This window comes from Streptomyces sp. NPDC047869, from assembly GCF_040704065.1.
Lineage (GTDB): Bacteria > Actinomycetota > Actinomycetes > Streptomycetales > Streptomycetaceae > Streptomyces.
The window spans coordinates 267,166-282,325 of record NZ_JBEYRK010000004.1 but is presented as its reverse complement, the minus strand read 5'-3'; the positions used below and the strand labels follow the sequence as shown (position 1 = coordinate 282,325).

At 73.2% G+C, this 15,160-nt stretch carries 16 protein-coding genes and 1 tRNA gene; 7 read left to right on the top strand and 10 right to left on the bottom strand.

Annotated features, from left to right (window positions below):
- Positions 1–20 precede the first annotated feature (20 nt).
- Both AB0924_RS08145 and AB0924_RS08140 read right to left on the bottom strand, forming a co-directional pair.
- Positions 21–941 carry a hypothetical protein gene (locus tag AB0924_RS08145; protein ID WP_366910953.1) on the bottom strand — a complete coding sequence of 307 codons (921 nt, stop codon included), beginning with the start codon at positions 939–941 and terminating at the stop codon, positions 21–23.
- A 2-nt stretch (positions 942–943) separates the two neighbouring features.
- Positions 944–1,612, bottom strand: coding sequence for a hypothetical protein (locus AB0924_RS08140; RefSeq protein WP_358927169.1), 669 nt, complete (start codon positions 1,610–1,612; stop codon positions 944–946).
- Positions 1,613–1,760: 148 nt separating this feature from the next.
- On the opposite strand from AB0924_RS08140, the gene AB0924_RS08135 reads away from it, so the two are divergent.
- Positions 1,761–2,270 (top strand): GNAT family N-acetyltransferase, encoded by a 510-nt coding sequence (locus AB0924_RS08135; RefSeq protein WP_366910952.1) that lies wholly within the window; start codon positions 1,761–1,763, stop codon positions 2,268–2,270.
- Here the strand turns inward: AB0924_RS08135 and AB0924_RS08130 are convergent.
- Positions 2,257–4,296 (bottom strand): MDR family MFS transporter, encoded by a 2,040-nt coding sequence (locus AB0924_RS08130; RefSeq protein WP_358927171.1) that lies wholly within the window; start codon positions 4,294–4,296, stop codon positions 2,257–2,259. The two genes, AB0924_RS08135 and AB0924_RS08130, sit on opposite strands and share 14 nt — an antisense overlap.
- Before the next feature lie 219 nt (positions 4,297–4,515).
- On the opposite strand from AB0924_RS08130, the gene AB0924_RS08125 reads away from it, so the two are divergent.
- Positions 4,516–5,475 carry a peptidoglycan-binding protein gene (locus AB0924_RS08125; RefSeq protein ID WP_366910951.1) on the top strand — a complete coding sequence of 320 codons (960 nt, stop codon included), beginning with the start codon at positions 4,516–4,518 and terminating at the stop codon, positions 5,473–5,475.
- A gap of 91 nt (positions 5,476–5,566) precedes the next feature.
- On the opposite strand, the gene AB0924_RS08120 is transcribed toward AB0924_RS08125, so the two are convergent.
- Together AB0924_RS08120 and AB0924_RS08115 are read right to left on the bottom strand one after the other, a co-directional pair.
- Entirely contained in the window at positions 5,567–6,235 is a 669-nt protein-coding gene (locus tag AB0924_RS08120; RefSeq protein ID WP_366910950.1) for an HAD-IA family hydrolase, read from the bottom strand.
- Between the two features lie 188 nt (positions 6,236–6,423).
- Positions 6,424–7,005 carry a TMEM165/GDT1 family protein gene (locus AB0924_RS08115; protein ID WP_358927174.1) on the bottom strand — a complete coding sequence of 194 codons (582 nt, stop codon included), beginning with the start codon at positions 7,003–7,005 and terminating at the stop codon, positions 6,424–6,426.
- A 376-nt stretch (positions 7,006–7,381) separates the two neighbouring features.
- Between AB0924_RS08115 and AB0924_RS08110 the strand changes: the two genes are divergently transcribed.
- Positions 7,382–8,026, top strand: a complete 645-nt coding sequence (locus tag AB0924_RS08110) for an HNH endonuclease family protein (protein ID WP_358927175.1) — start codon at positions 7,382–7,384, stop codon at positions 8,024–8,026.
- Positions 8,027–8,126: 100 nt separating this feature from the next.
- On the opposite strand, the gene AB0924_RS08105 is transcribed toward AB0924_RS08110, so the two are convergent.
- The 3 genes from AB0924_RS08105 to AB0924_RS08095 all read right to left on the bottom strand — a co-directional run bounded on the left by AB0924_RS08105 (position 8,127) and on the right by AB0924_RS08095 (position 10,075).
- Positions 8,127–8,780: a VTT domain-containing protein gene (locus AB0924_RS08105; RefSeq protein ID WP_358927176.1), complete on the bottom strand. Its 654-nt coding sequence runs from the start codon at positions 8,778–8,780 to the stop codon at positions 8,127–8,129.
- 180 nt (positions 8,781–8,960) lie between these two features.
- Positions 8,961–9,416, bottom strand: a complete 456-nt coding sequence (locus AB0924_RS08100; protein WP_358927177.1) for a DoxX family protein — start codon at positions 9,414–9,416, stop codon at positions 8,961–8,963.
- A 425-nt stretch (positions 9,417–9,841) separates the two neighbouring features.
- Positions 9,842–10,075 (bottom strand): DUF2277 domain-containing protein, encoded by a 234-nt coding sequence (locus AB0924_RS08095; protein ID WP_358927178.1) that lies wholly within the window; start codon positions 10,073–10,075, stop codon positions 9,842–9,844.
- A gap of 93 nt (positions 10,076–10,168) precedes the next feature.
- On the opposite strand from AB0924_RS08095, the gene AB0924_RS08090 reads away from it, so the two are divergent.
- Positions 10,169–11,122: a 2-dehydropantoate 2-reductase gene (locus AB0924_RS08090; RefSeq protein WP_366910949.1), complete on the top strand. Its 954-nt coding sequence runs from the start codon at positions 10,169–10,171 to the stop codon at positions 11,120–11,122.
- Between the two features lie 72 nt (positions 11,123–11,194).
- Positions 11,195–11,548 (top strand): hypothetical protein, encoded by a 354-nt coding sequence (locus tag AB0924_RS08085; RefSeq protein ID WP_358927180.1) that lies wholly within the window; start codon positions 11,195–11,197, stop codon positions 11,546–11,548.
- 131 nt (positions 11,549–11,679) lie between these two features.
- Here the strand turns inward: AB0924_RS08085 and AB0924_RS08080 are convergent, their stop codons facing one another.
- Together AB0924_RS08080 and AB0924_RS08075 are read right to left on the bottom strand one after the other, a co-directional pair.
- The gene (locus tag AB0924_RS08080) at positions 11,680–12,486 is read right to left on the bottom strand and encodes a hypothetical protein (RefSeq protein WP_366910948.1); all 807 of its coding nucleotides are present in this window, start codon (positions 12,484–12,486) and stop codon (positions 11,680–11,682) included.
- 243 nt (positions 12,487–12,729) lie between these two features.
- Positions 12,730–12,804: transfer RNA gene (locus AB0924_RS08075), tRNA-Val, on the bottom strand.
- A gap of 214 nt (positions 12,805–13,018) precedes the next feature.
- Here AB0924_RS08075 and AB0924_RS08070 point away from each other — a divergent pair.
- Positions 13,019–14,419 (top strand): hypothetical protein, encoded by a 1,401-nt coding sequence (locus tag AB0924_RS08070; protein WP_366910947.1) that lies wholly within the window; start codon positions 13,019–13,021, stop codon positions 14,417–14,419.
- Positions 14,420–14,532: 113 nt separating this feature from the next.
- Positions 14,533–15,138, top strand: coding sequence for a DUF4383 domain-containing protein (locus tag AB0924_RS08065; RefSeq protein WP_358927183.1), 606 nt, complete (start codon positions 14,533–14,535; stop codon positions 15,136–15,138).
- Positions 15,139–15,160: the final 22 nt, after the last annotated feature.

Genomic DNA, 15,160 nt, shown 5'->3' with positions numbered 1-15,160 from the left:
GCCCGGGGTCGGTGCCCGGTTCAGAGGTGGAGCAGGCGGTCGGCCAGTTCGCGGTAGTCGCGCAGGGCCAGGCGGAGTTGCTCGGTGTCCGTCTGGTGGCCCGGGCCGTCCTCCTCGCCCTTCTGCCAGGACATGCGCAGCGTCCTGCGGCGCCGGGTCACGGCCTCGCCGAACCGCGCGGCGATCTCCTCCAGCGTCCGGTCGGCCTCCTCGACGGCCGAGCGGGGTTCCTCCACGAAGCCGGCGAGCGTCTGGCGCAGTTGCGCCTCCCACTTCTCCGCCTCCTCGTGCGCGAGGAGCGGGGCGTGGCTGCCGGAGTCCTTGCCCTCGGTCCCGGCCCGACCGGTGCCGCCCGTCCGGGCAGCGGCGGGCCCGGAGCGGCCGATGTCCGCCGCCCGGCCCTCGGTCGACGCCGCCTCGGCCGCCGTGACCCCGCCCGGAGCCGGCGCCGCATGCCTGTCGCCGGTCATCCGGTCGCCCGCCACGGAGGCGCCGAACTCCCCTTCACCGCGCGGGCCCGTCCCGGACTCGCGCCGGCCCGTCACGCCCGCGCCTTCGGCGGCGCCGGTGCCGGGGGTGCTGGTGCCGGGGGTGCCGGCCCGGGCGGTGTCCCTCCCGGGGGTGCCCGTCCCAGTGGTTCCGGTCCCGGCACGGCCGATGCCCGCCGCGCTCGTCGTCCCGGCGGCGGCCGTACCCGGGTGAGCCTCCGCGCCGTCCCGCGGCGTGCGGTCGTCTCCCGTCAGCCCCTCCCGGCCAGTGCCGGCCTCTCCGCCGAGCAAGCCCGCTCCGCCCTCGGGGCGGTGCACCGACTCTCCCCGCACGGGCTCGTCCGGGAGCCGCTCACCGGCCCCGCGCCGGTCGTCGGGGTGTCGCCCGGCACCGGTGACGTCGTCTTCGGCCGGGTAGCTCTCGGCACCCGCCGCATCCCTGTCCCGGGCCATGGTCAGGCTCCCCTCGGGTGGCTCTTGCCGAACATCCCCGGCTTGCCGGACGACCGGTGCCGGGTGTCGTCGCCCGTCCCGGTGGCGACGTCGGAGCGGTGGCCGGTCGCCGGGGCGGAGTCGTTCATCAGGTCGTCGAAGAGGGCACGCGCGTCCATCAGAGCGGTGCGCAGCTCCTCGGTTCCGGCGGCGGACTCGCCCGCCCCGCCCGGGCCGGCCTGGCTCACCCGGTGCACCCGCCGGTAGCCCTCGACGTGCTGGGCGTGGTGCACGGACAGCGCGGCGAGCTGCTCCTCGTAGCGGCCGCCCTCCGGGTAGCCGCGGAAGGCGGCGAGATCCGACAGCAGCCGGTCGGCCTCGGCCACCGCCTCTCGGGGCGCCTCGACGAACCGCTCCTGCACGGCCGTCCAGCGAGCGCCGTACTGTTCCCGCTCGGCGGGCTCCAGGGGTCGTTCACGCAGCTTGCCGTGGCGCTCCAGACGCTCGGTCAGCTCGCGCTCGGCGGCCTTGGTGTCGCCGTCGTGCCGGGCCACGGTCCGCTGGTACTCGGGCCCGAAGCGCCGCTTCAGGTCCGGTCCGCCCTGCCGGCCGCGGCCGCGCGTTATCAGGATGGCGGCGAGGACCAGGGCCGCCACGACCACGATCACAGCGATGATCATGCCTGTTGACATGGTTGCCTTCCGGAATCGGACCGGCCCCGCTGGCCGGCTCTCCTTTCGTGTGACCCGGAAGTCGGCGCACAAACGGTGGCCCACCGGCGAAGCGGCGCACGCATATCCGGTTGCGCCCGCCACCCGCCGGCGGCGCACAATCCCCGGCATGACGTGGACGATCGCCCCGGAACCGCACGACTCCCCGGCCGCCGCCGCCCTGTGGCGGGCGTACTACACGGAGGTCAGCGACCGCTGGTACCTGCTGCACGAGGGACGCCGCACCGCGCCGGAGGAGCTGGAACGGGGGATCGCGGCCCGTACCGGCGCCGAACTGGGCCCGCCCACCGGGCGGTTGCTGCTCGGCCGGTACGACGGCGAACCGGCCGGTTCGGCGGGCGTACGGCTGCTCGGCCCGGACACCGCCGAACTGACCCGGGTGTTCGTCACCGAGGGGATGCGCGGAAGGGGCGGGGCGGCGCTCCTGGTCGCCGCCGCCGAGGATGCAGCCCGCGCGCTCGGTGCCACGGCGCTGGTCCTCGACACCCGCGGCGACCTGGTCGAGGCACGTGCCCTGTACGCCCGGCTCGGCTACACGGAGACGGCACCCCACAACGACGACCCGTACGCCGAGCACTGGTTCCGCAAGGAGCTGCTGGAACCCGTCAACCGGCCTTGACCACCGTGCCGTTGTGCGGCCGCTCGCGTTCCGAGCCGCACAGTTCGTCGGTCAGCTCCTTCACCAGCCGGGTGAGGTCGGTGGACCGGCCGGGGCCCCACCAGTCGCCGAGCAGTTCGGCCAGGGACTCCTCGCGAGCCTTGGCGAGCCGTTCGGTCACCTCGCGGCCGGACGCGGTCAGCACCAGGTCCAGGCCCTCCCGCTCGGCCAGGCGCCGCTCCTCGACCTGACGGGCGGCGGCCAGGACGGCCTGCAGCGGCACCGGACAGCGCTCGGCGAGCACACCGGGCTCCACCGAGCCGTACCGGCGGATGCGCAGCAGCAGCCAGCTGGCGGCGGGCAGCAGGTCGTACCCGGCCCGCTCGGTGATGTCCCGGTAGATCTCGCGGCGCCCCTCGCGGGTGCCGAGCACGGACAGCGCGCGGCTCACCTCGTCGTGGGAGGAGCGTTCGACCGGGTTCGGCGGGATGGTCTCGGAGACGTCCGGCGCGGTGACCGAGCCGCGCAGCCGGTCCTCCTTCAGGAACCAGGCCAGGACGAAACCCAGGAGGGCGACCGGGGCGGCGTACAGGAACACGTCGGTGATGGCGGACGCGTACGCGTGCAGCGCCGCCGGGCGCAGCGGGGGCGGCAGGGCGGCGATGCCGCGCGGGTCGGCCTTCAGGGCGTCGGGCGAGGCGCCGGGCGGCAGCCGGACGCCGCGGAAGGCGTCGGTGAGCTTGTCGGCGAGGCGGCCGGCGAAGACGGTGCCGAAGATGGCGACGCCGAAGGAGGCGCCGATGGAGCGGAAGAAGGTGACGCCGGAGGTGGCGACGCCCAGGTCCTCGTACGTCACCGCGTTCTGCACGATGAGGACCAGGACCTGCATGACCAGGCCGAGGCCCAGGCCGAAGACGAAGAAGTAGGCGCTCATCTCGGCGGTCGGGCTGTGCTCGTCGAGCCGGTGCAGCAGGAGCAGGCCGATGGCGGTCACGGCGGTGCCGGCGATCGGGAACACCTTCCAGCGGCCGGTGCGGCTGACGATCTGCCCGGAGACGGTGGAGGACAGCAGCAGGCCGATCACCATCGGCAGCATGTGGACACCGGACATGGTCGGGGAGATCCCGTGCACGACCTGGAGGAAGGTCGGCAGGTAGGTCATCGCGCCGAACATGGCGAAGCCGACGATGAAGCTGATGACGGCGGCCAGGGTGAAGGTGCGCAGGCGGAACAGCTTGAGCGGCAGGACCGGTTCGGCGGCCCGGCGTTCCACCGCGACGAAGGCGGCGGCGAGCACGGCACCGAGCACGGCGAGCCCGATGATCTGCGGCGAAGCCCAGTCCCATGTCGTGCCGCCGAGGGAGGCGACCAGCACCAGGCAGGTGGCGACCGAGGCGATCAGGACGGTGCCGAGGTAGTCGATGACGTGGTGGGCGGCCCGGCGCGGGATGTGCAGGGCGGTGGCGATCACGGCGAGGGCGACGACGCCGACGGGCAGGTTGACGTAGAACACCCAGCGCCAGCTCAGGTGCTCGGTGAACAGGCCGCCGAGCAGCGGCCCGAGCACGCTCGTGGCGCCGAACACCGCGCCGAACAGGCCCTGGTACCGCCCGCGTTCCCGGGGCGGCACGATGTCGCCGACGATCGCCATCGACAGCACGATCAGTCCGCCGCCGCCCAGCCCCTGCAGCGCCCGGAACCCGATGAGCTGCGGCATGTTCTGCGCCATTCCGCACAGCGCGGATCCGATGAGGAAGAGGACGATCGCGGCCTGGAACAGCTTCTTGCGCCCGTACTGGTCGCCGAGTTTGCCCCACAGCGGGGTCGCGGCGGTGGAGGCCAGCAGGTAGGCGGTGACGACCCAGGACAGGTGCTCGAGCCCGCCCAGGTCACTGACGATCGTGGGCAGCGCGGTCGCCACGATGGTCTGGTCGAGTGCGGCCAGCAGCAGCCCGAGCAGCAGGGCGCCGATCGAGACGAGCGCGTTTCCGGATACGTGCTCGGCGGCCGTCGCGTCCTTCGCCGTGCCGTGCGTGTCCAGGGCCATGGAGACCTCCCGGGGCTCGATGCGCCTCTTCCATCCTGAGTGGTGTCACCACTTATGGCCCGTTGAGTCCCGCGGTTGTCCATTGAGTCCCGCGGTTGCCCATTGAGTCCCGCGGTTGCCCATTGAGTCCCGCGGTTGCCCATTGAGTCCCTTGAGTCCCTGCGGTTGTGGAGGAAGTCTGCATATCCTCTGAAGCTCGCGAGGGGACGGGGCGAGAACATGACGGAGTCGAGCGGCCACACCTGCCCGGAGTGCGGCGCGCCCAGAGGGCCGGACAACACGCCGTCGTGCGACTGCACGCGGCGGGCGTCCGAGGCGCTGCGCGAGACGCGCACGGCCGAGGCGGCCGCGGCGGAGGACTTCGACCCGCTGCGCATACGGCCGTACGTGGAGGTGGGGGGCCGGGACGGGGACGGTCCGGCGGAGAAGACGCCGGCCGAGGAGGCGACCCTGCCGGGCAGGGAGGCCTCGGCGGTCAGGGCGGCCCCCGCGGATGAAGCGGCCGTGGCGGAGGCCATCCGGGTGAGCGGGCCGGCGGCGCAGGGCGCCGCGTCGCACGGGCCCGGCACGAGGGACTTACAGCCGTACGGGGACTTGGGCGCGGAGCCGTTCCCGGCCCCGTCGAGACCCGTCGGCCGGACCCGCCGACGCCGTACCGCCCTGCTGTGCGTGGCGGGCGCCGGCGTGGTGGTGGCCGCCGTGGGCCTCGCGAGCGGGGCGTTCTCCTACCAGGAACCGTCCCGGGACCGGTCGGCGCCGCAAGTACGGGAGAGCGTGCCGGACGAGGCGCCGGCATCGCCGGGCTCCGCCTTCTCGTCCGGGACCGCGTCCCCGTCGGCCGCCCGCCTGCCGGCGCCCACACCCTCCCCGCCCGTGACGACGACCCCCTCGGCGTCCCGCAGCGCCTCCCCTCCCGCCCCCTCGGAAACGGCGTCGGGCAGTCCCGGCCCGACCGCCACGGCGCTGGTCCTGCGCCGCGGCGACCAGGGCCTGGAGGTCATCGACCTGCAGACCCGGCTGAGCGCGCTGAACCTCTACCCCGACCACATCGACGGCGTGTACACGCGCCCGGTCGAGGACGCCGTACGCACGTACCAAGTGGCCCGCGGCATCCGCGGCGACACACTCGGGGTCTACGGCACGGCGACCCGCGCGAGTCTGGAGTCGGAGACGTGGTAGCCGCGGCCCTTTGAGGCGGCCGCTTGCACAAGGGGGCGCGTCGGGTCGGGGGTGACTGCTCGGAGCCGCGGTGGCTCGGAGCGGGTGCGGCTCAGCCCAGGTGCAGCCGGATCGTTCCGTCCCCGGTGGGTTCCACCCGCACTCCGGTCAGGTCCGGCACCACGACGTCCGGCCCGTGCGAAGCGGCCCGCGCCCCCACGCCGACGACCCGCATCCCCGCGGCCCGTCCGGCCGCGATACCGGCCCCGGAGTCCTCGAAGACGACGCAGTCCGCCGGGTCCACGCCCAGCTCCGCCGCGCCCTTGAGGAACCCCTCGGGGTCGGGCTTGCTCGCCCCCACCGACTCGGCGGTGACACGCACCTCGGGCACCGGCAGCCCAGCGGCGGCCATACGGGCGGTGGACAGGGCCACATCGGCGGAGGTCACCAGGGCGTGCGGGACGCCGTGCAGCGAGGCGAGGAAGGCGCCGGCGCCGGGCACCTCGACCACGCCGTCCATGTCGGCGGTCTCCTCGGCGAGCATGCGGGCGTTGTCGGCGAGATTTTGCTCCACCGGCCGCTCGGGCAGCAGCACCGCCATCGAGGCGTGGCCCTGCCGCCCGTGCACGACCTTCATCACCTCGTCACCGTCCAGCCCGTGCCGCCCCGCCCAGCGCCGCCAGATGCGCTCGACCACGGCGTCCGAGTTGACGAGGGTGCCGTCCATGTCGAGCAGGAGGGCACGGGCGGTGAGGACGGTGGGCGTGGCGGCGGCCGGCATCGGCGGCTCCTCCTTGGGGCTCCCCGGGGACGTGCGTGAAGGGGAGGGGCTGGGTGGAGTGGGGCTGGAGACAAAACGGCCCCGCCCGCCGGTCAGGGAAAACGAGCGGGAGCCACTTTGTTTCTCCACGGTACAAAACATGTCGCGGTACCGCCACCACCACCGGCGAGGGTTCACCGCCCGTTCGCTCAGCCGGCGATGGCCTCGTACAGGCTCCACACGCCCAGACCCAGCATCAGCAGCGCCGCGATCTGCGTGATCAGCCGCAGCGGCACCCGCTTCATCAGGGCCTTTCCGCCGACGATGCCGAGCCCGGCCACGGCCCACAGACCGAGGACCGCGCCGAGGCCGACGGAGACCGGGTCGTCGTAACGGGCGGCGAGGTTGGCGGTCATGATCTGGGTGAGGTCGCCGAACTCGGCGACCAGGATGAGCATGAAGCCGGTGCCGGCGACCTTCCAGAAGGACTGGTCGGCGGGCTTCTTGATCTCCTCCTCGTCCTCGTCCTTCTTCAGCAGCAGCACCGCCGCGCCACCGAGGAAGAGCACACCGGTGAGCGCGTGCACGATCTGCTGCGGGAGCAGGGTCAGCACGCTGCCGGCCGCGACGGCGAGCACGACGTGGAGCAGGAAGGCGGCGGCGACGCCCGCGAAGACGTACGAGGCGCGGTAGCGGGTGCCGAGGACGAGGCCGGCGAGCGCGGTCTTGTCCGGCAGTTCGGCGAGGAAGACGACGCCGAAGACGATCGCCGTCACGGTGATGCTGATCAAGGTCCCTCAATCGGTCGGGGCTGCCCCACCGAGAGCGCTGTACCTCACAAAGGACACCTCGGCACGGCAGCGCACTCGGCGCCCGCGCCTCTGGGGCACGGGCGTGCACTGCTTGCCGAAGGTCTCGCTGGGCGGTCCGCACGGGATCCGCCTCCGGGCGCCGGCTCAGGCTCGCTGAGCAGTATGTCGACGGTCCGGCGAAGAGCTACTCCCCTTCTGCGCCATCCATCCTACGGGATCGAAAGTTCAGCCCTGAACCTTGTCGTGTCATGCACACGACACTAACTTCTAACCGAGCGCTCACCAACCGGCAATACGGCAGCGCGAGCATTCCCACGCCCGCGCTCCAACACCCCCACCCCAAAAGGGAGTTCGCATGTCCCGGTTCTACGCGCGTCGACGACTGAGCATACTCGCCACCCTCAGCGCACTGGTAGCCTCCGTCGCCCTGTTCAACGCCCCGAGCGCCTCCGCCGCCCTGCCCACGCCGGTCAGCGGCGCCACCGCCCGCAGCTACCTCTCCCAGCTGACCGTGGCCACCGAGAACCGCACCGGCTACAACCGCGACCTGTTCCCGCACTGGATCACCATCAGCGGTGCCTGCAACACCCGCGAGACGGTCCTGAAGCGGGACGGCTCGAACGTCGTCACCGACTCCGCCTGCGCCGCCACCAGCGGCAGCTGGTACTCGCAGTACGACGGCGCCACCTGGACCGCCGCCTCCGACCTCGACATCGACCACCTCGTGCCGCTGGCCGAGGCCTGGGACTCCGGCGCGAGCAAGTGGACCACCGCCCAGCGGCAGGCCTTCGCCAACGACCTGACCCGCCCGCAGCTCATCGCCGTCACCGACAACGTCAACCAGGCCAAGGGCGACCAGGACCCGGCCACCTGGATGCCGTCCCGCACCGCGTACCGCTGCACGTACGTCCGCGCCTGGGTACAGGTGAAGTACTACTACAACCTGTCGGTCGACACGGCGGAGAAGTCCGCGCTGACGAACTACCTGGCGAGCTGCTGACCGCCCGCCCCCCACAGCCCTCTCCGGCCGCCGCGAACAGGCGTCCGGGGAGGGCGGCGCCGCACCTGGACCGGGACCGCGCGACCCCACGCCAGGACCGCTACGCCGGCCGCCGCCGCACCAGGAACCCGGCCGCCGCACCCGCGCCGACCAGTGCGGCCACCGAGACGCAGGTGGCCAGCCAGGTGGCGCCCAGCCAGCGGGCACCGAAGTAGCCGAGGGCGACGCTGTAGGCGGCCCAGGACAGGCCGGCCAGCGCGGACCAGGGCACGAAGTCACGGGCCCGGCGGTGCGCCGCGCCCGCGCAGAAGGACACCACCGAGCGGCCCGCCGGCGCGAACCGGGCCAGCACCACCAGGGCCCCGCCACCCCGGGACAGCGCCTCGCCGAGACGTTCCTGCGCGACGGTCAGCCGACGGGAGCGGCCTATCGCCCGGTCCAGGCGCTCCCCGCCCCGCCAGGCCAGCCGGTAGGCGGCGAAGTCACCGAGCAGCGAGGCGGTCGCGGCGGAGAGGATCAGCGCGAGGATGTCCGGCACTTCGTGCGGGACCTGTCCCGTGGCGGCACCCGAGCCCGCGGCCGCCGCCGTGGCCGCCGTGATGACGAGGACACCGCTCGGCAGCACCGGCAGAAAGACGTCGAGCAGCACCGACAGGGCCACCATGACGTAGATCCATGGGCCGGCGGCCAGCGACCCCAGGCTCTCCCACACGACTACTCCCCGTTCCCCCGTGACTCCCCCGATGACAGCCATACAGCGTACGCCGCGGGTGTGACAGGAGGTTCTCAGGGGGCGCACGCGATCGTCACCCCGTTTTTCACGCCCTCCACACCGAGCGGGCCCGACAGCGCCCCACCCCGCGCGAGAGCGGGATGGGGCGCCGTGTCCGTATGCCCGGGCGCGGCACCTTGACGCAGTGCCCCGGTGAGCGGGTCAGGCCGCGATCGGAGCCTGCTCGGCGGAGGGCTGCCGCGTCGCGGCCGTACGCCGGGTGACCAGCCGGTCCAGGCCGAAGGCGCCGGAACCGGTGAAGACGAGCAGGAGGAACGACCAGCAGAACAGGACCGGCAGCTCGCCGCCGTTCTGGATGGGCCACAGCGCGGCCTGCTGGTGGACGTCGAAGTACGCGAACGCCATCGAGCCCGAGGCGATCAGCGCGGCGCCACGGGTGCCGAGACCGAGCAGGACGAGGCCGCCGGCGACGAGCTGGATCACCGCCGCGTACCAGCCGGGCCAGGTGCCGGCCTCGATGGTCCCGCCGTGGGTGCCCATGGCACCGCCGAGGACGCCGAACAGCGAGGCGGCGCCGTGCACGGTGAACAACAGGCCGACGACCACGCGGAACAGCCCGATGACGTACGGCTGAGCGGAGTTGAGACGTGCGGACATGAGGGGGGTCTCCTCTTCGGTTCGGTCGGGCCGGCCGGGGACGGGCCGGTCGTGGGGGCGGCGGTACCGAATGGAGACCCAGGTTAGGTCCACCTAATCGATGCTTGCAAGTTCAACATTTAGCCATGGTTCCGTGTCCGCTCGCGGCGCCTTTCCGGGCGCGAGCGCACGTGGCGGGGCCCGCCCCGCCACGACGCGGGCCGAAAGTGCGACCGAATCCGCTCCCTGCACAGCTGCCCGCCACCGTCACTCGGCGCACGCCGGTCACTGGCGAACTCGGCGTCAACCGCCGTACGGGCGGCGACATGTGACTGCTCGTCAGGGTTTGGCCTCCGACAGGATTCGGCTTCAGATGCGGGCAGCGCCGCGCACCCGAGCGGCGGCCGACCCGCCGCCCGGGACACCCTGGCGCTCGGGAGAGCGCCCTACTCCGCCGCCGTCCGCACGGCCCGCCCCCGCACCTCCAGCCCCCCGAGCAGCTCCGCCGTGGCCTGCGCCACAGCCTCCACGGCCCGTTCGAACACCTCGCGGTTGTGAGCGGCGGGCGCCCGGAACCCCGAGACCTTCCGCACGTACTGCAGCGCGGCGGCGTGGATGTCGTCCTCGGTGGCCTCGTCGGGCAGCACGGGCGGACGCAGCGTCTTGATACTCCGGCACATGCCCCCAGTCTCACGCAACGCGCACACCCCTGGGAGGATCACGCCGAAGGCGGCCACCGAACCCCGGGGCCGACCGACGAGAGGAACTCCCTCATGACGACGAAGCAGACCGGAAGGGCCGGACAGGCCGAGAAGACGGAGAAGCCGGAGCGGACGAGGCTGACCGTGGCCGTGCTGGGCCCCGGCGGCGTCGGCGGCCTCCTCGCCGCCCTCCTGTCCCGCTCCGGCCACCGCGTCATCTGCCTGGCCCGCGAGGACACGGCCGACACCCTGCGCACCGGCGGAATCCAGGTCCGAAGCGGCCAGTTCGGCGACTTCACCGCACCCGTGGAGGCCGACACCGAGCTGCGCGAACCGGTGGACGCCTGCCTCATCACCGTCAAGCACACCGGCCTGGACGACGCCCTCACCCGCGTTCCGCCCGCCGCACTCGGCGACGCCCTCCTCGTACCGCTCCTCAACGGCGTCGAACACCCCGCGACCCTGCGCGCCCGCTACCGCCCCGCTCTCGTGGCCCCGGCGGTGATCCGGGTGGAGACGACCCGGACCGCGCCGGGCGTGCTGGAGCACGACAGCCCCTTCACGGAGATCGACCTGGCGAGCGACACCGCGCCCCGGCCGCGCCTGGACGCGCTCGCCGCGGCCCTGTCCGGCGCCGGCCCCACCACCCGGGTCGTCGAGGACGAGACGGCGGCACTGTGGGCCAAGATGGCGTTCCTCGCCCCCCTCGCCCTGCTCACCACGCGGTACGGCCTCCCTCTCGGCGAGGTGCGCACCCGGCACGACGAGGAGCTGCGGTCGCTGGTCGCCGAGACGGCCGCGGTCAGCCGCGCGTGCGGCGCCCCCGCCGACCCGGCCGGGGCCCTCGCCCGGTACGCCGCCTTCCCGGCCGCCACCAAGTCCTCCATGCAGCGCGACGCCGAGGCGGGACGCCCGCTCGAACTCGACGCCGTCGGCGGGGCGCTGCTGCGCGCGGCGGACCGGCACGGGGTACCGGTGCCGGTGGCGGTCCGCGTCGTCGCGGAGCTGCGCGAGAGCGGCCACTGAGCCGATCGCCCGTTCGACTGAACCTCGCGAATCACCTCGCTACTCAAAATCGAACAGACGTATCATTGCCGCGTGGGTACGTCCTATGACTTTCCGAGTGACCTGCTCGCCGGTCAGGAGGAGCTGCACCAGATACGGGCCGAGCTGTCGGCCCTGCTGAGGCGGCTCCCCTGGTCGGTCGAGCCGCTGGACGGCTTCAGCGACGACAGCGGGTGGCGCAAGACCGAGCGGTCCGCGTCCCCCGGGTGGACGGAGGACGAACAGGCGGAGGTGGAGAAGCTGCGGCAGCGCGAGCACGAACTTGCGGTGTTCGTCAGCACCCACCGCTACTGGTCGGATCTCACCGGCCCGGACCGGGTGGACGCCCGCAGCAGGCTGAAGCACGCACCCGAGACGCCCGAGAAGGAGCGGACGGAGCAGGGCTGACACGCGCCCCGGAGAGCGGGTGCGCACGAGAGGAACCCGGCGGTCGTACCGCCGGGTTCCTCTCGTCCCACGCCCCGGAAGGGCCGGAGCCGGACCGGCTCCGGCAGGCCTCCACGGGCGTCGGCGGGTGCCTAGACGAACACGACCAGATAGCCGTTGCCGCCGTCGCCGCCACTGGTGCCCGCGCTGCTCGCCGGGACACCGCCGTTGCCGCCGTCGCCGCCGCTGCCGTCCCTCGCGGGGGGCGCGACGATGCCGTCCACCGCGGCCCCGCCCGCACCGCCGGTCGAATCGGAGCCGGGCTGCCCGTTCGCGCCGGTCCGGTTCACCGCGACGGCGCTGGTGCAGTAACCAGTGCCGCCGGGACCACCAGCACCCGGTGTGCCGGGGGCGGTGGGGCCGCCGGCCCCGCCCGCACCGCCGCCACCACCGCCGGTGGCGGTGAGCAGGGTGGTGTGACTCGGGGACGTGAAGGTCGTCGCACCGCCGGTGGTGCCGTTGGTGCCGCTCTGGGTGGCGCCGCCCCCGTTGCCGCGCATACCACCGGCGCCCAGGGTCACCCGGTACTGCTGGCCGGGCGTGACGTTGAGGACGCACCAGGTGAAGCCGCCGGCACCGCCTCCCCCACCACCGCCACCGGCCTGCGTCCCCGCGGCACCGCCACCGCCACCGCCACCGCCGCCGGCCCCCCAGGCCTGGACATGGATCTGGGTCACCCCGCGGGGCGGTGTGAAGGTGCCGTTCGCGGTGTACTCCCGCACCCCGTGGATGACCTCGGGCAGCACCGGCCCGGCACTCGGCGTCGGCCCGCCGGCCGCGTGCGCGACGGGCGAGAGGGCCAGCACCTGACCGGTGAGCGCGGCCGCCATCGCGGCGGAGGCGAAAAGGACCCGGCGCCGCACACAGGACCGCTGGGCAGTGACGTTCCGACCGTTCACGTGTTGTGTTCCTTCCCCGCGGCGGGCCCCACAGCTGTCGCGAAGCATGAGAGGGGAGAACTGGGAGGCACTACAGAACGGCCCGCAGGCCCATCGCACTTCCCCCGGGCGGCCCCCGCACCCCGGCAGGGCGCCGATTGACCCGCGCAGGTGATCACAGAGGTCCGGCCGGGCGACAGACCCGCCCCGCCCGGAAGCCGAAGGCCCAGCCCCCGGCGGGGACTGGGCCTTCTCACATCCTCATGGTGGGCGCGGACGGTTTCGAACCGCCGACATCCTGCTTGTAAGGCAGGCGCTCTACCGCTGAGCTACGCACCCTGGGACAGGTCGACAGCCTACATTGTCCCGACGCCTGCCCTGCAAGCCCGAGCGGGAGTGTGGGCAGGCGAGCCGGACTCTCCGACCGGTGTGCGTTCCGGGTGCGGTCGGTGAAAGTCCCGCGCCCTGCGGCGAACTGATCGGCTCGTGTGTTCGTCTTCAACAGGTGGGAGAATGACACCAGGCAGGGCGGATCACAGCACGGGAGAGGGATGTGAGGGCGACACCGGGCACGCCATCCACGCAGTCGTACCCGCCGTCGCCGACCGGACGGACCCGGCGTGGGTCCGCGGGGGTTCGTGACGTCCTGACGCTGATGAGCGTGCCGTTGGTGGTGGCGCTGGTGCTGCCGGCCGCCTTCGCCGGGGGCGGCACCCGGCGGTGGTTCGGCGGGCGTGCGGAGAGTCAGCGGGCGGAGGCGCAGGCGGCGAAGGACGCCGCGGCCGCCGCGTTCTACGAACTGGACACCGCCCAGCGGGATCTGCGGATCTCGGTGGAGACCATCACGGCCGTCGACGACTCTCCCGCCGCCCGGCGCGCCGTCGCCGACTTCGAGGCGCTGGGCGCGCGCATCGACGAGGTCAGTCAGCGGTACATCCAGGCCGTCGACGCCCATGACCTCGACCGCGACGGTCTGGAGGCCGCCACGGCCGCCCGGGCGCGGAGCGAGCTGACCGCCGCCAAGGACGAACTGCTCCGGGTCAAGCAGGAGCTGGACCGTTTCGGCGACTCGCTGGGGCCGTTGCTGGGCAAGGCCGAGACCCAGCTGGCCCGGCTCGCGCCGGCCGTGGAGCGGGCCCGGCAGGCGCTGCTGGGGGCGAGCAACGCGCTGGACGCCGTGCGGGGGAAGGGTCTGGCGGCGGATGATCTCGCCGCCCGGCTCGCCGCGCTGTCCCCGGAGCTGACGAGGCTGAACCAGGGTGCCGGGCAGCACGGGGTGCCGCAGACGCTGGAGCGGGCCGAGCGGGTGCAGCGGGAGGCCGCCGCGATCCGGGCCGAGGCCGAGCGGTTGCCGGAGCGGGCCGCGGAGATCGATCACCGGCTGGTCAGTCTGCGCACCCGCGCACAGGCGCTGACCACCCGGGCGGGGCAGGTCGACCCGGTGCTGAGTGAGCTGCGGCGGCGGTTCGCGGCGGCGTGCTGGCAGGATCTGCAGCAGGTGCCGGCGCAGGCCGCGGAGAACGTGCGGCAGGCCGAGCTGAAGCTGCGCGAGGCGCAGGCGGCACGGGAGGCGCAGCGGTGGCCGGACGCCACGTCGCTGCTGTCGACGGTGCGGGCGCTGCTGAACAGCACCGACGAGGCCGTGTCGGCCGCCGGTGACCGGCTCGCCCGGCTGAACGCCGTGCAGAAGGATCCGCAGGCGGAGACGGAGCGGACCCGGTTCGCGATCCGGGATGCGCAGCGGCTGGCCATGACGGGGCGTACGACGCCCGATCCGCGGCATGCGCGTCCGCTGGACGACGCGGTGGGACGGCTGGAGCGGGCGGTCGGGTCGCTGGGGGGGCGGCACCCGGACTACTGGCACTTCCTGACGGAGACGGAGGCGGTGCGGCAGACGGTGGCCGGTGTGGTGTCGCGGATCCGCGAGGAGCGCGGGGGCGGCGCGGGCCGCTGAGCCGGGGTCCCGGTGTGGTTCCGGGGCGCCGATGCGTGTGGTGGCGGTTCGGGGTGGGCAGGCGGATGCTGGATGGACGGATGGCCTCCGCTAGCGCCCGACAGGAGGCGGACATGGCCACACACGCAGTGCACACGAGGCCTCGACGGCAGATCCAGTTCGACAAGCATCTGCCCGTCGACCACCGGCTGAACACGGTCTACCGCATCGGGGCCGGCCTGATCGGCGCCTTCCTGCTCGTCTTCGGCATTCTGGGTCTGATCGACCAGATCGGTTTCTTCAACACCGGCGGTGACAGGGTCATCGGGCTGAACACCAACGGCACGCTGAGTGTGCTGTCCATCGTCGTCGGGGTGATCCTGCTGGCGGGCATGGTGATCGGCGGGAACGTGGCGTCCACGCTGAACATGGTGTTCGGGGTGCTGTTCCTGCTGAACGGTTTCCTGAACCTCGCCCTGCTGGACGGCGACTACAACTTCCTGGCGTTCCGGATCCAGAACGTGATCTTCAGCTTCATCGTGGGTCTGCTGCTGATGACGTTCGGCATGTACGGCCGGGTCGGTTCGACCCTGCCGCCCGACAATCCGTACTACCGGGCCCGTCATCCCGATCCGGCCACCGAGCCTGTGGGCCGTGAGCACGAGACCGGTACTCCACCGGTGACGATGCCGCTGCCGGGCAAGGAGGAGGGCGGGTCCGGCCGTCCCGGTCTGCGGTGAGTCGGGAGCGGCTGCCGGTTAC

What these genes read in the sequence shown, in the direction of transcription:
- AB0924_RS08145 (WP_366910953.1), bottom strand. Translation starts at nt 941, where the DNA reads ATGGCCCGGGACAGGGATGCGGCGGGTGCCGAGAGCTACCCGGCCGAA.
- AB0924_RS08140 (WP_358927169.1), bottom strand. Translation starts at nt 1,612, where the DNA reads ATGTCAACAGGCATGATCATCGCTGTGATCGTGGTCGTGGCGGCCCTG.
- AB0924_RS08135 (WP_366910952.1), top strand. Translation starts at nt 1,761, where the DNA reads ATGACGTGGACGATCGCCCCGGAACCGCACGACTCCCCGGCCGCCGCC.
- AB0924_RS08130 (WP_358927171.1), bottom strand. Translation starts at nt 4,296, where the DNA reads ATGGCCCTGGACACGCACGGCACGGCGAAGGACGCGACGGCCGCCGAG.
- AB0924_RS08125 (WP_366910951.1), top strand. Translation starts at nt 4,516, where the DNA reads ATGACGGAGTCGAGCGGCCACACCTGCCCGGAGTGCGGCGCGCCCAGA.
- AB0924_RS08120 (WP_366910950.1), bottom strand. Translation starts at nt 6,235, where the DNA reads ATGCCGGCCGCCGCCACGCCCACCGTCCTCACCGCCCGTGCCCTCCTG.
- AB0924_RS08110 (WP_358927175.1), top strand. Translation starts at nt 7,382, where the DNA reads ATGTCCCGGTTCTACGCGCGTCGACGACTGAGCATACTCGCCACCCTC.
- AB0924_RS08105 (WP_358927176.1), bottom strand. Translation starts at nt 8,780, where the DNA reads ATGGCTGTCATCGGGGGAGTCACGGGGGAACGGGGAGTAGTCGTGTGG.
- AB0924_RS08100 (WP_358927177.1), bottom strand. Translation starts at nt 9,416, where the DNA reads ATGTCCGCACGTCTCAACTCCGCTCAGCCGTACGTCATCGGGCTGTTC.
- AB0924_RS08095 (WP_358927178.1), bottom strand. Translation starts at nt 10,075, where the DNA reads ATGTGCCGGAGTATCAAGACGCTGCGTCCGCCCGTGCTGCCCGACGAG.
- AB0924_RS08090 (WP_366910949.1), top strand. Translation starts at nt 10,169, where the DNA reads ATGACGACGAAGCAGACCGGAAGGGCCGGACAGGCCGAGAAGACGGAG.
- AB0924_RS08065 (WP_358927183.1), top strand. Translation starts at nt 14,533, where the DNA reads ATGGCCACACACGCAGTGCACACGAGGCCTCGACGGCAGATCCAGTTC.